We start from the raw sequence: 13881 nt of genomic DNA, 5'->3' as shown, positions 1-13881 counted from the left end.
CATCGACCGCCAGGCGGCGCGCAGACGGGCGCGCCATCGGCGGCCCGGTCTCGGCTCGTCCTTCCGTACGTGCTCGTCCGCGCCGGGCGTCTGCTGCGGCACGGTTGCCGTACCGGAACCGTCGCGCGGCGCGGAGCCGTCGGTCGCCGGTTCGGCCCGAGTCGGCGTCGGGGCCGGCAGATCCGGGATGTCGACCACTTCCGCCCGACGGTCGGACAAGCGCCTGCCAGGCTCCTCGTCGGGTTCGGAGCCGGGTGCCTGCGCCATGTGACCACCTCTGCGAGAGCCGTGGCGGCGCCCGCACCCAGTTGCGACGTGCACAGGCGGCCGTACCAGCGGACGGGCGACCCGCGGTGGAACCCGCCAGGTCACTTCACGAAGCCGTACGACTCCACAGGGTAGGGATTGTTTCGCCGTTCCCGGGAGGCCCGAACGCAGCGTCTTGAATGGACGGTCGGCGTGCCGGGCCCCCGGGGGGATGAGGCGTCAGGCGAGGTCGAGGTCGCGCAGCTCGTCGCGCAGGCGGGACACCTGCGCCATGTAGTCGTTCTCGGACACGTCGCCGCGCACGCGCGCCACGTCCAGCTCCGTCAGGGCCAGCTCGATCTCCTCGACGGTCCGCTGCCGGGGCGGCTCGGGCGCCGGTGCGGGGGCGGGCGGGGGAGTCTGCGCCTGCGGGGGCACATACGCCTGCGGCGCCGGGGCGACCGGGGCCGGGTGGTAGGCCGGGTAGCCGGGGTGCGTGGCCGCCGGGACGGGCTTGCGGAACCAGTCGCCGGACTCGCGCCGCGCCAGCAGGATGGTCACCGCGATCAGCGCGAGCAGGCTGAACGCGCCGAGGACCGTCGCCGCGACCTTGTAGTACGGCGGGTAGCCGTCGGGCAGCCGCTGGGCGAAGCGGTGCACCCCGGAGGCGGTGTTGCTCCAGGCGTTGACGTACGCGATGCCGCTGAAGGCGGGGGTGCCGGACGAGCCGCCCGCGCAGACTCCGCACAGCAGGGCCAGGCCGCCCGCGATCCAGGTCAGCACCCGGCCGGTACGGCTGCGGCCGCGCACCGCCGCCGCCAGCGCGAACATCACCACCGCCGCGATCAGCGTGACCGCGATGACCATGACGGCCATACCCGTGGCCAGGCTCCGCATCGCCGCCGTGACCTGGGCGTCCACCCCGGCCCGGCGGACCGCCTCGGCCACCCGGTCCGGGTAGCTCCCGGCACCCGCGATCAGCAGCACCACGTCGCTCAGGTACGCCGCCCCGACCCCCGCCAGCAGCCACGCGGCCGCGCTCACCGACCGCGGCCGCGCATCGGGATCGGCGGGAACCCTGTAGTCCGGCGTCAGCTCGCTCATGTACTTCCTCCCCGTGGCGGCCCACCGCCATCGGCGAGCGCGCGGCCGACACGCTAGCAACCCCCGCCAACCCCCACCCTGACCAGGCCGCCCCGCCCCGTCCCGGCCGCCCCGGCCGATGATCGTTGTTCTCGGTCAGAACATCGCCCTCCAGGCCACCAACCGACCGAAAACAACGATCACCCCACGCGCCAACCCCAAGACCAGCCAAGTTGCCGGGCAATCGGGCACGCAGAGGCGGCCCATTCCCACGATTGCCCGGCAACTTGGCCGCCGCCTGGACCCCCGCACGGCCGGTCAGTTGCCGCCGTTCCATTTGCCGCGCCGGGAGGCGGCGACCCATACGCTCAGGCGAAACGGCCGCAGCCGCCAAAGGTACGGGCGACCGTGGCCGCCGGGTGCAATCGGGCCCCGCCTCGGCCGGCGGGGTCAGCGCTCGCCGGGGCCGCCCGGCCAGACGACGGCCTGCGCGGCGATGACCTTCTCGCCGTCGTAGGTGACCGAGGCGCTGCCGTGCAGGCGGTAGCCGAGGTCGAGCGCCTCGCTGACCCGGTGGCAGAACTTGTCGTCGTCGGGGCCGGTCAGCAGCCGGTATCGGGGCATGCCCTGCGGAGGCTGGTTGGTCATGCCGCCAGGATGCCACGTACCGGTCGGGCGCAGGCCCGGTTCAGGCGGTCGCGACGTACGGGAAGGCGGTCCCGGGCCTGGCGGTGACCGCGTCGGCGGTCAGCCCGATGCTGAACGCCGTGTTCGTGGCCAGGGAGAACATCACGTCCGGGGTGTTGTCGAGCAGGGACCGGCCGTTCCACTCGCCGAAGCCGTACACCCCGGGGCTGCCGATCGTGTACGGCATGACGTCGGGCAGCAGCCGCGCCACCACGGCCTCGGCGTACGCGCGGGGGTCGGCCGCGGTGCCGTACGCGCCGACGACCGCCGCGACCATGCCGGTCAGCCGCTCGGCGTGGGCCGCCACGTCGTCGGCCGGGTCGGTGCTGTTGAGCCGGTCGCCGAGGTCGCCGTCCTGCTGTGTGAACAGCGGCTGCATCATCGGGTGCCCGAACCGGTTGATCGGCCGCCAGCCGCCGTCGTCGGTGGCGAGGCTGGTCAGTCCCCATATGCCGACCCGGTCGCCGGAGCGGGCCGGGGCCAGCAGCGCGTCGTCGACTTCGAGCACGATCGAGTACACGGTCTGGCCCGCGAACGCGTTCTTGGCCTCGGCCGGGGTCCAGCGGCCCAGGTCGGCCCGGGTCCCGGTGGCGAACGCGGCGCCGATCGCGCCCAGCACGGTTCCGTCGATCCAGAACGGGTCGCCCGCGCGCCCGGCCCAGGCCCGCAGCCCGGTCGCGGTCACCTCGGCGCCGGTGGCGCCGGTGGCCAGCGGCTCGGCGGCCCCGCCGATGACCTTGTCGAGCTGGAGGGTCTGCCCGCCGCCGGTGCCGGGGTCGCCGAAGGTGACCCGGAAGGTCAGGTCCGGGCGGGCGTCGCCGTCGAGGTCGAGGTGGAACTCGTAGCGGGCCTCGGGGTGGAAGCCGGGCTGGGCGGGCTTGCCGGTGATCTCGGGTGCCAGCGAGTGGTTGACGTTCATGACCAGCGCGGTGCCGGTGGCGCCGCGGAAGACGTACACGTCGGTGAGGTCGAGCCGGACGTCCTCGCGCGCCTGCGGCGAATCGAGATGATGCGACATGGTGTGCCCCCTCGCAGGGCGCCCGCGGCGGATCGTCGCCGCAGCTCAGGGCCCCGACCTAGCCGACGTTACCGGGCTCGGCCGGGCCGTGGCGGCGAGTCGGGTCAGCCGAGCAGGCGGCGTTCCCAGGCCCAGGCGGCGATCTCGACCCGGTTGCGGGCCCCGAGCTTGGTCTGCACGCTGCCCAGGTGCGTCTTGACTGTGCCCAGCGAGATGAACAGCTGGGCGGCGATCTCGGCGTTGGTCAGGCCGCGCGCGGTCAGCCGGACCACGTCCAGCTCGCGCGGGGACAGGCCGTGGTCGCCGCCGCCGCGGCCGGGCAGCAGCGGGGTGAGGTGCTCCAGCAGCCGTACCGTGATCGACGGGCTGATCAGCGAGTCGCCGGAGGCGGCCGCGCGCACCGCCTCGACCAGCAGTGCCGGGCCGGAGTCCTTGAGCAGGAACCCGCAGGCGCCGTTGCGCAGCGCGGCGTGCACGTACTCGTCGAGGTCGAACGTGGTCACCACGACCACCTTCGGCGGGTCGGCGACCCCGGGCCCGGCGAGCTGGCGCAGCGCCTCCAGGCCGTCCAGGCGCGGCATCCGGATGTCCATCAGCGCCACGTCGGGCCGCACCCGGCGGGCCAGCTCCACCGCCTCGACGCCGTCGGCGGCCTCGCCGACGACCTCCATGTCCGGCTGCGCCCCGAGGATCATCCCGAAGCCGGTACGGACCATCGCCTGGTCGTCGGCGATCATCACACGGATCACGGGATCACCCTCTCAGCGGCATGGCGACGTCGACGAGCCAGCCTCGCTCGATACCCGGTCCGGCGTTGATCCGGCCCCCGACCGCCCGCACCCGCTCGGCGAGGCCGACCAGGCCGTAGCCGGTGCGGTCGCGCCCGGCGGCCGGGCGCGGCGGGGCGCCGTCGTCGGCCACCCGCACGAACAGCCACCCGGGCGCGCGGCGCACCGACACGTCGACCGTCCGCGCGTCGACGGCGTGGCGGCGCACGTTGGTCAGCGCCTCCATCACCACCCGGTACGCGCTGGTGGACACCTCGACCGGCAGCCCGTCCAGCGTCCCGTCCACGTGCAGGCGGGCCACCGCCGGGCTGGTCTGGTTGAACCCGGCCAGCAGCGGCGGCAGGTCGGCCGCCCCGGCCAGCGGCGCCAGCGGCGCGTCCGGTTCGCGCAGCACGCTGACCATGCGCCGCATCGACGCCATCGTCTCCAGCCCCGCGTGCTCGATCTGCTCCAGCGCGACCAGCGCCCGCTGCGGATCCTGCTCGGCGACGTAGCGGGCGCCCTGCGCCTGCACGATGATGCCGGTCACGTGGTGGGCGATGAAGTCGTGCAGGTCCCGGGCGAACTCGGCGCGCTGCGCGGCCCGGACCTCGTCCAGGGCCCGCTGCCGCCCGCTGTCGAGGATCCGCAGGTAGACACCGCCCGCCACGACGACCGCCGCGGCCAGGCCCTGCAGCAGCCCGAAGATCACCATCAGGTAGCCGGTGCCGCCGCGCAGCGGCATCGCGGTCACCGCCGCGCCGATCGCGAGCACCGCGAACGGGGCGGCGCGGGCCGGGGCCCACCGCGACACCACGTACAGCAGGCCCAGCATGCTCGCGCTCTCGGCCAGGCCCCAGGAGCCGATGGGGTGGTCGTAGGTGCCCAGCAGGTACACCGCGCCGGTCGCCGTCAGCGACGCGGCCGCCAGCAGCAGCGCGAGCGGGGTCAGCGCCTTCGAACCGGCCCGGTACGGCAGCAGCCACACCGCGCCGGCCACCATCGCCAGCAGCACGCGGCCCATCGTCATCGTGGAGCCGACGTAGATCAGGCCGAAGCGCAGGTCGGTGATGCCGAGCACGGCCAGGCCGACCAGGGCGGCCAGCCGGCCGAACACCAGCAACCAGGGGCGCAGGGGGGACGTCATCATGGCCGGTCAACAGTAACCAGTGCCGCGGCGGGGCCGGATCGGCCGAAAGTCATAGCGGCCGCGCCGACAACCTTTCCGGCGGCCGATGTGCCGCCGGTGCCCGCTGCGGCAGGCTCCTCAGCGCAGACATACCCCTGGAGGAGATGTGACTACGCAGCAACCCGGCGCCGACCCGCTCTACGCGGTGGCCGCGGTCGACCTGGTCAAGGTGTACGGCAGCGGCGACGCCGCGGTGCGCGCCCTGGACGGCGTCACGGTCGGGTTCACCCGCGCCGAGTTCACCGCGATCATGGGCCCGTCCGGGTCGGGCAAGTCGACCCTGATGCACTGCCTGGCGGGCCTGGACACCGCGACGTCGGGCCGGGCGCTGCTCGGCGGGACGGACCTGACCCGGTTGAGCGACCGGGTGCTGACCAAGGTGCGGCGCGAGCGGATCGGGTTCGTGTTCCAGTCGTTCAACCTGCTGCCGCAGCTGAGCGCGGTGCGCAACATCACCCTGCCGCTGGACCTGGCGGGGCGGCGGCCGGAGCCGGACCTGTTCGACCACCTGGTCACCACGCTGGGCCTGGCCGATCGGCTGAACCACCGGCCCAGCGAGCTGTCCGGCGGCCAGCAGCAGCGCGTGGCGCTGGCGCGGGCGCTGGTGTCGCGGCCCGAGGTGGTCTTCGCCGACGAGCCGACCGGCAACCTGGACTCGGCCGCCGGGGCGCAGGTGCTGACCCTGCTGCGCGACGCGGCCCGTGACCTGGGCCAGACCGTGGTCATGGTGACCCACGACCCGAACGCCGCCGCGTACGCCGACCGCGTCGTGCTGCTGGCCGACGGCCGCGTCGCCGGTGACCTGCACCAGCCTGACCGGGCGACGATCGCCGACGCGCTGGCGCAGCAGGCGGTGGCCCGATGAGCGCGGTGGTGCTGCGCACCCAGCTGTCCGGGGTGGCCCGCCGCCCCGCCCGGCTGCTGCTCACCGGCCTGGCCGTGCTGGTCGCCTCGTTCGTGGTGGGCGCGGCGATGCTGTCCCAGCAGATCACCGAGCGGACCATGCTGGACCGGCTCAGCGGCACCCCCGAGCAGGTCGCCTTCGTCGTCGGCGACGACTCGGTCCCGGCGACCGGCACCGACCTGGCGCGCATCCGGGCGCTGCCCGGGGTGGCCGAGGCGGTGGGCCGGTTCGACACCGGGGTGCAGCTCGGGACGGGCACGGGCGGGGAATACCTCCAGCTCAGCGCCGACCCGGGCACGGGCGTGCTGGCGCTGGCCCACGCCGTGTCGGGCCGCTACCCGCAGGCCCGCAACGAGATCGCGATCACGCGGCGCACCGCCGACCGGATGGGCCTGGCCGTCGGCACGGTGCTGCACGGCCGCATCGCCCAGGACACCCCGCCGGTCGACCTGACCATCACCGGCGTCGTCGAGGCCCAGTACGACTTCGGCAGCCAGGCCTACACGCTGGAGGACACCGTCGTGGCGCTGAGCCCCGGCGGCCCGACCGGGCGGATCGAGGTGCGCTCGGCCGACGGCACGGCGGCACCCGAGCTGCGCGACCGGATCCAGCAGACCGTCGACGCCGCGCCCCGGACCGCGCCGGACGGCGAGCAGCCGCAGGTCCCCGGCGTACGCACCGGGGCCGAGGTGCGCACCGCCGAGGCGCAGCGGGCGCTGGAGCAGGTGCAGGCCGTCTTCGTGGTCGTCGGGGTGTTCATCGCGGTCGCCGCGGCCGCCGCGCTGCTGGTCGTCGCGTCGACCTTCCGGATCGTGTTCGCCCAGCGCACCCGGCAGCTGGCCCTGCTGCGCGCGGTCGGCGCGGGCCGGGGCGGCATCGCCCGCGCGCTGGCCGTGGAGGGGGCGCTGACGGGGCTGGTCGCGGGCGTGACCGGGCTGCTGGCCGCGTTCGCGGTCGGCTACGGCCTGCCGCCGCTGCTGGACCTGCTCGGGGTCCACATCCTCGGGCCGGGCACCCCGCCGTTGGCGGCGCTCGCCGCCGTCCTCGTCGGCGCGGTCATGCTGACCGTCGGGGCGGTGCTCGCTCCGGCGTACACCGCCGCCCGGGTCGCGCCGCTGGCCGCGCTGCGTACCGCCCAGACCGAGACCGCGCGCCGCGACATCGGTGTGGTCCGCCTGGTCGCGGGCGGCCTGCTCGCGGTCGCGGCGCTGGGAGCGGCGCTGCTGGTCGCCAGCCGCCTGCCCGGCCGCGACCCGGAGAACTACGACCCGAGGCCGATGCTGCTGGGCATCGTCGGCTCCGGCGTGCTCGCGTTCGGCGCCCTGATGCTGCTGGGCCCGCTGGTGGTCCGGCCGCTGCTGTGGGTGGTCGGCTGGCCGCTGCGGCGCCTCGGGCCGGTCGGGCGGCTGGCCGTCGGCGGCATCGGCGGGGCGCCGCGCCGCGCCGCCGCGATCTCGGCCGTCGTCGCCCTCGGCGTCACCCTCATCACGGGGGTCCTCGTCGGCGGTGCGTCGGTGCAGGTCCTGGCCGACCGGGAGCTGGCCATCTCGGCCCCGGCCGACTTCGAGATGACCGCCGACAGCGACCCGATCCCGGCCGCCGTCGCCGATCAGCTGCGGTCCCGGCCCGAACTCGCCCACACCGCCGGCTACCGGCGGCTGGACGAGCTGCACATCGGCACCGAGAGCAACTGGGACGCCAACGACCTGGACCTGTCGGCCCTGCCCGCGCTGGGCAAGATCGACGTCGAGGCCGGGTCGCTGGCCGACGCCGGACCCGGGCAGGCCGTGCTCGCCGGGTACGTCGCCGACGTCCTCGGCCGCCACGTCGGCGACCAGCTCACCGTGACCCGGGGCGACAAGACCGTGCAGGTGCGGGTGGCCGCGATCGTGCCGGGTGCCGCTCCGCTGCACTCGTCGCTGATCCTCGACCGCACCGACCTCGACCGGCTCGGCGCGCCCGCCGGGCTGACCGGCCTGCTCGCCGACGCCGCCGCGCCCGGCGAGGACGGCCGCACCGCCGGGCAGCAGGCCATGCAGGCCGTCGCCGAAGCCGGCCGGTACCACGTCGTCGTGCTCGCCGACATGCGCGACGAGAACGAGCAGGTGCTCGTCGCGCTGCTCTGGACCGCGATCGGCCTGATCGGCATCACCGTCCTGATCGCCGTCGTGGGGGTCGGCTCGACCACCGCCCTGTCGGTGGTCGAGCGGATCCGCGAGTCCGGGCTGCTGCGCGCGGTCGGGCTGTCCCGGGCCGCGCTCGCGGCGATGCTCACGACCGAGTCCGGCCTGTACGGCGTCCTCGGCGCCACCCTCGGGCTGCTGCTCGGCATCCCGTACGCGTGGTTGTCGGTGCGGGCACTGGGCGTCGACGCCCCGCCGACGGTGCCGGTGCCCGCGCTGGCCGGACTGTTCGCGGCGCTGGTCGTGCTGACTGCGCTGGCCGGGGTGCTGCCCGCCCGCCGTGCCTCGAAGGTCAGCCCGGTGGCGGCGCTCGGCTCCGACGAATGACCGGCGGCGCCCGGGTCCGGTTCGCACCGGACCCGGGCGCCTTCGCTCAGGCACGCCGGGACACGTGCAGCAGGTACTCCTTACGGTCCAGCGGGTTGAAGTCGGTCCGGGCCCGCCCCGGCGCCGCCCCGCGTACCGGCCGGTAGTGGTCGAACACGCTGACCAGCACTCCCTCACCCTGGGTCAGCGACGGCAGCTCCCGGCGCAGCTCGTGCACCCGTACGGCGGGCAGGTCGGCCTCCAACTCGCAGGCCGCCCCGCCGACCGTGGTGGCCTGCGTGACCCCGCCCAGCCGACCCACCACCGGCACGACCGCGGCCAGCGCGTCGGCGGGCACCTCCAGGTGCACCCGGTGCACCGGCTCGTGCACCCCGGTGCCCGCCTGCCGCAGCGCGGCCATCAGCACCAGCGGCGTCAGGTCGCGGAAGTCGCCCGCCGAACTGGACCACCTGCTCCACCCGTACGGCGGCGGCGGGGTGTAGGACGAGTACGTCAGCGTCACCACGCAGTCGGTCACCTGCCAGCCGTGCAGCCCCTGCCGCAGGGTCCGCCGCGCGGTCTCCTCGACCGCCCTGATGAAAGCCGCCGGCAGCGAACCCGGCTCGATGCCCAGGCCGAACCGCACCCCGGTGCCCGGCGCGGCCGGTTCCAGCCGCAGCCCGACCCCGGCCCGGAACGGGTTCGCCCCGCCCATCGGCTCGGCGGCCGCCCCGATCCCGACCGGCCGTTCGATGTACACCGTCGTGGTCTGCTCGAACGCCACCTCGATGCCGTAATCGCGGGCCAGGGTCGCCTCGATGACCTCCTTCTGCACCTCGCCGTAGAGCGACACGGCCAGGTCGCCGCCCGGCCCGTCGTGGCGCAGGCCGATCAGCGGATCCTGCTCGGCGAGCTGCGCCAGCGCCGCGTGCAGCGCGCCGCGCTCACCCGGGCGGCGGGGCAGCACCACCGTCTCCAGCGTCGGCGGGGCGAACTGCCCGCGGTCGGCGGCGTGCGGCGGCGGCGCGCCCACCGTGTCGCCGATGCGCACCTCGGCCAGGCCGGTGACCTTGGCGATGCGGCCCGCGTCGACGGACGGGGCCCGCTCGGCGCCGCCCCGGTCGAAGACGCTGATGCCGGTGACCTTGCCGGTCCGGCCCTCGCCGAACGCCAGCCGGTCGCGCAGGCGGACGGTCCCGGCGTACAGGCGCAGGTAGGCGACCAGATCGCCGGCGCCGCCGCGCTCCACCTTGAACACCGTGCCCGACACCGGCGCCGCCGGGTCGCCGCCGGTCGCGGGCAGCAGGCCGGTGATGCCGCCGATCAGCTCGTCGACGCCCGCGCCGGTCATCGCGGACCCGAAGTACACCGGGTGCACCAGCGCCCGCCCGGTCTGCCCGGCCAGCGCGTCGCGCAGCCGCGGCCCCGGCACCGGGCGGTCGTCGAGATAGGCCCCGAGCAGGTCGTCGTCCTGCTCGGCCAGCAGCTCGACCAAACCTGCGACACCATGGGGGTACGGGTGGAACGCCGCGTCCTTCCCGCCGAGCCCCGACACGGTCCCCATCGGGGCGAGCGCCGGGGTCAGCCGGGAACGCAGCTCGTCGAGCAGGCTGCCGTAGCGCGCCCCGCCCCGGTCGATCTTGTTGACGAACAGCAGGGTCGGGATGCGCAGCCGCCGCAGCACCCGCATCAGCACGCGGGTCTGCGCCTGCACCCCCTCCACGGCCGACACCACCAGTACGGCGCCGTCGAGCACGCCCAGCACCCGCTCCACCTCGGCGATGAAGTCCGGATGGCCCGGGGTGTCGATCAGGTTGACGGTGGTCCCGCCCACGGCGAACGACACGACAGCCGACTTGATGGTGATGCCGCGCTCGCGTTCCAGCGCCAGCGTGTCGGTCTGCGTGCTGCCCTCGTCGACACTGCCGAGGTCGTCGATGACACCGGCGGCGTGCAGCAGCCGCTCGGTCAGGCTTGTCTTACCGGCGTCGACGTGCGCCAGGATTCCCAGATTCAGCGAAGGCAAGATGCGTCATGTCCTTTTGGAGAGTGATGGCGAGCAGGCGGGTGGACATGTACGCAGCTCGCATCGGACTCTCCTCGGTTCACGGACAGAACTTTCGGCAGTACATCAGCGGCCGCGCCGGGCCGCAACCGGGTTTGTCCGGTTCTGCGGCGTGAGCGGCGGCCCTGGCGGCGTGGGGCTGGCGCGGTGATCGCTGCTTGCGGTCAGAAGGTGGGCCTGGGGCGCGCCGAGTGACCGCAGACAGCGATCACCGCGGCCGCTGCCTCGAAGATCGCCGCTTCCGGTCAAGACCAGCGTGCGGAACCGGGTCGCTGGGCGGGCACGCGGCTCGGTAGGGTCCGCGGCGTGGTGTTCGATCGGCAAGGGGCGAGGGCGGTCGCGGATCGGTTCGCCCGCGAGCTGACCGCGAACGGGGCACGGGCGGTGGTGCTGGTCGGCAGCGTGGCGCGGGGCGACGCCCGGCCCACGTCCGACATCGACCTGGTGGCGCTCGGCGACGGGCCCGAATACCGGTTGGCGGTCTGCGACGGGTGGCAGGTGTCGCAGTCGTGGCGTACGGTCGAGCAGGTCCGGGCCGGGTTCGCGCATCCGGCCGGCGCGGGCGGCGCGGTCCCGGCCTGGCGCGGCGCGCTGATCCTGGCCGACCCGACCGGCGAGGCGGCCCGGTTGCAGGCCGAAGCCCGCGCCTGGGACTGGCCGCTGCTGGGCGGCGCCCCCGACGAGTGGGTGGCCGAGCAGATCACCGGGTACGCCGAGGAGGTGCACCGCCTCGTCGGCCAGTCCACCGGCGGCAGCCCCCGCGCCGCCGCCGTGATGCGCAGCCTGCTCGCGGTCCGCCTGGCCACGGTCCTGGCCGTGCACCACCGGATCCTCCACGACACCGAGAACCGCCTGTGGGACCTGGTCGCCGCGGCCGAAGGCCCCCGCTGGTCGGAGGCTCAGGACACGGCGCTGGGGATCACTCCCGGCGGCGGCGCCGAGATGCTGAGGGCGGCGATCGAGCTCTACGCGGTCGCGGCCCAACGCGTGGCGCACCTGCTCGACGCCGACCAGGCGGCGGTCGTACGTCTGGCGCTGGAGACCGCCCTTGGCGCCGCCTGAGCCGAGGCTCCCGCGCACGGGCCGCGATCAGCTGGCTCCGAGCTTTCGTCGAGGTGTGATCTATGCATAGACTGCAATCTATGCGTAAGATTAGCCTCGTGTTCGCGGCCGTCGCCGCGATGTTGCTGCTCGGTGCCGCTCCTGCCGCCGCCGCGACCGGTTGGACGTTCCACAGTGGTGGATACGACGACGACATCTTCTTCCACAACCCGTGCCAGGACAAGGGCGCCCAGCTGCTGGCGGCGCACACCATCGCCGACTACCGCTGCAACCTCAACTCCGGCACCGGCTACTGGGACCTTTACACGGTGAGCGGCACCTGGACCTACCACAGCCAGTACTACAACAACGACGTCTACGGCACCGCCTGTGGCAACGCGGGCAACGCGCTGGTCGCCAACGGCACCATCACCACCTACCAGTGCCGGTTCGACAACACGGCGTACGTCAAGCTCTGGGTCATCGTCTGATGCGCGCGGATGCTTCCGGCGCCCGCCGGGAGCATCCGCCGTCACGTCAGCGCGTCCAGGGCCGCGACCGCGTCGGCGGGCAGCGCCAGGTCGGCGGCGGCGAGGTTCTCGCGCAGGTGCTTCAGCGAGGACGTGCCCGGGATCAGCAGCATCGTCGGTGACCGCTGGAGCAGCCAGGCCAGCGCGACCTGGCGTGCCGTGGCGCCCAGCCCGGCGGCGATCTCGTCGAGCTCCTGCGACTGCAACGGGCTGAACCCGCCCAGCGGGAAGAACGGCGTGTAGGCCAAGCCCTCCCGCGCGCACCGGTCGACCAGCGCGTCGTCATCGCGGCGCACGATGTTGTACAGGTTCTGCACGCACACCACCGGCGCGATCGACTGCGCCTCGGTGAGCTGCTCGTCCGATACCCCGCTCACGCCCAGGTGCCGGATCAGCCCCTGCTCGCGCAGCTCGGCCAGCACCGAGAACGGCTCGGCGATCGAGCCGGGCGTGGGCCGCTCCACCCCGCCGACGCGCAGGTTCACCACGTCCAGGGCGTCCACGCCCAGGCGGCGCAGGTTGTCGTGCACCGCGCCGACCAGGTCGTCGCGCGACAGCGCGGGCGGCCACGACTTGTCCGGGCCGCGCCGCGCCCCGACCTTGGTCACGATCCGCAGCTGCGGCGGATACGGGTGCAGCACCTTGTGGATCAGCTCGTTCACCGTGTACGGCCCGTAGTAGTCGCTGGTGTCGAGGTGGGTGACGCCCTGCGCGACCACTTCGCGCAGCACCGCCGCGGCCTCGGCGCGATCGCGCGGCGGCCCCCATACCCCCGGGCCCGCGAGCTGCATGGCGCCGTATCCCATCCGGCTGAGGACGAGGTCGTCGGCGAGGGCGAGGCTACCTCCGGCAACGGTCATTACCTCACTCTATGCAGCAGCACCGGCCCTGGTCCCGGCGATCGCGGTGTCCAGTGCCGCTGCCGTGATCAGGTCCTCGTGGGTTCCGGCCGCCCCGCACGCGTACGCGCCCGACACCGCCCCGGCCCGCATGCACTCCTCGACCGGGTCCCCGGCCAGCCAGCGGCTCATGAACGCGGTGCTGAACGCGTCGCCCGCGCCGTTGCTGTCGACGACCGGCCGCTGGGGCGCCGCCACTGGGAAGCGCCTCACCTGCGGCTGCTCGCGGGTCAGCACGCGGGAGCCGGCGGCGCCCTCGGTGGCCACGACCACCCGGGCCCGGCCCAGTTCCAGGACGCGCCGCATGATCTCGTCGACCCGGTCCGGGGCGGCCTGGGCGCTGAAGAACACCAGGTCGGCGTCGCGCAGGAAGGGCAGCGCCCACGGGTTCTCGCCGTCCCACGCGTGGATGTCGGCCGAGGCCGTCACGCCCAGGCGCCGGGCCTCGGCGAACGCGCCGACCGCGTGCGTGGCGGCGATGTGGACGTGCCGGGTCCGTTCCAGCAGCGGCAGGTAGAACTCCGGCGGCAGGGCCAGGCCGTGCGGGTGGCGGCCGTCGAAGAAGGAGAAGCGGCGGCCCTGCGCGTCGACCAGGTTGACCGCGCGCGGGGTGCCGCCGGGTGCGGGCAGATGGGTGAAGTCGAGGCCGACCGCGGCGTACCGGCGCAGCACGAGCTCGCCCATCGGGTCGTCGCCGAGGAAGTCGGCGAGCAGGGTGCGCAGCCCCAGCGCGTGGAACCCGAGCGCGACGCCGTTGCCGGAGTGGGCGACGTAGTCGTGGATCGGCGCCACCGGCAGGAAGTCGCCCGGCGGCACGGACAGGGTCGGCACCCGCACGATCGTGTCGATGCCGACACCGCCGAGGACCAGGACGTCGAGATCGCGCATGGGTCGCCTTCCGGGCAGGGATCGAGTCAGCCCTGAGCGGTGGGCGGCCCCAGGCTACCGTCGCGGCCGCGACGC

The 13881-nt window shown here is 74.5% G+C and carries 12 protein-coding genes; 4 read left to right on the top strand and 8 right to left on the bottom strand.

Annotated elements, in window-relative coordinates; translation table 11 throughout:
• Positions 1-486: 486 nt before the first annotated feature.
• From Cs7R123_RS27790 to Cs7R123_RS27770, 5 genes are all read right to left on the bottom strand, one after another.
• Complete coding sequence (locus Cs7R123_RS27790) at positions 487-1350, bottom strand: hypothetical protein (RefSeq protein WP_212830681.1); 864 nt, start codon at positions 1348-1350, stop codon at positions 487-489.
• Positions 1351-1779: 429 nt separating this feature from the next.
• Positions 1780-1977, bottom strand: a complete 198-nt coding sequence (locus Cs7R123_RS27785) for a DUF1737 domain-containing protein (RefSeq protein ID WP_212830680.1) — start codon at positions 1975-1977, stop codon at positions 1780-1782.
• 40 nt (positions 1978-2017) lie between these two features.
• Positions 2018-3034 carry a DUF4331 family protein gene (locus Cs7R123_RS27780; protein WP_212830677.1) on the bottom strand — a complete coding sequence of 339 codons (1017 nt, stop codon included), beginning with the start codon at positions 3032-3034 and terminating at the stop codon, positions 2018-2020.
• A gap of 104 nt (positions 3035-3138) precedes the next feature.
• Positions 3139-3783 carry a response regulator transcription factor gene (locus Cs7R123_RS27775; protein ID WP_212830675.1) on the bottom strand — a complete coding sequence of 215 codons (645 nt, stop codon included), beginning with the start codon at positions 3781-3783 and terminating at the stop codon, positions 3139-3141.
• A gap of 4 nt (positions 3784-3787) precedes the next feature.
• A complete protein-coding gene (locus Cs7R123_RS27770) occupies positions 3788-4951 on the bottom strand; it encodes a sensor histidine kinase (protein WP_212830673.1) in 1164 nt (387 codons plus the stop codon).
• A 145-nt stretch (positions 4952-5096) separates the two neighbouring features.
• Here Cs7R123_RS27770 and Cs7R123_RS27765 point away from each other — a divergent pair, with 145 nt between their 5' ends.
• Together Cs7R123_RS27765 and Cs7R123_RS27760 are read left to right on the top strand one after the other, a co-directional pair.
• Complete coding sequence (locus Cs7R123_RS27765) at positions 5097-5855, top strand: ABC transporter ATP-binding protein (protein ID WP_244872188.1); 759 nt, start codon at positions 5097-5099, stop codon at positions 5853-5855.
• Positions 5852-8404, top strand: a complete 2553-nt coding sequence (locus Cs7R123_RS27760) for an FtsX-like permease family protein (RefSeq protein WP_212830669.1) — start codon at positions 5852-5854, stop codon at positions 8402-8404. Before Cs7R123_RS27765 ends, Cs7R123_RS27760 begins: the two co-directional genes overlap by 4 nt.
• Before the next feature lie 46 nt (positions 8405-8450).
• On the opposite strand, the gene Cs7R123_RS27755 is transcribed toward Cs7R123_RS27760, so the two are convergent.
• Entirely contained in the window at positions 8451-10409 is a 1959-nt protein-coding gene (locus Cs7R123_RS27755; protein ID WP_212830667.1) for a translation factor GTPase family protein, read from the bottom strand.
• 345 nt (positions 10410-10754) lie between these two features.
• Between Cs7R123_RS27755 and Cs7R123_RS27750 the strand changes: the two genes are divergently transcribed.
• Positions 10755-11510, top strand: a complete 756-nt coding sequence (locus tag Cs7R123_RS27750) for a nucleotidyltransferase family protein (RefSeq protein WP_212830665.1) — start codon at positions 10755-10757, stop codon at positions 11508-11510.
• A gap of 80 nt (positions 11511-11590) precedes the next feature.
• Entirely contained in the window at positions 11591-11980 is a 390-nt protein-coding gene (locus Cs7R123_RS27745) for a hypothetical protein (protein ID WP_212830664.1), read from the top strand.
• Positions 11981-12021: 41 nt separating this feature from the next.
• On the opposite strand, the gene Cs7R123_RS27740 is transcribed toward Cs7R123_RS27745, so the two are convergent.
• The gene (locus tag Cs7R123_RS27740) at positions 12022-12879 is read right to left on the bottom strand and encodes an oxidoreductase (RefSeq protein WP_212830662.1); all 858 of its coding nucleotides are present in this window, start codon (positions 12877-12879) and stop codon (positions 12022-12024) included.
• Positions 12880-12888: 9 nt separating this feature from the next.
• The gene (locus Cs7R123_RS27735; protein ID WP_212830660.1) at positions 12889-13806 is read right to left on the bottom strand and encodes a carbohydrate kinase family protein; all 918 of its coding nucleotides are present in this window, start codon (positions 13804-13806) and stop codon (positions 12889-12891) included.
• Positions 13807-13881 lie beyond the last annotated feature (75 nt).

Source organism: Catellatospora sp. TT07R-123, from assembly GCF_018327705.1.
Lineage (GTDB): Bacteria > Actinomycetota > Actinomycetes > Mycobacteriales > Micromonosporaceae > Catellatospora.
Note: the sequence above shows the minus strand (reverse complement) of the source record. Positions and strands in the feature narration are given on the sequence as shown.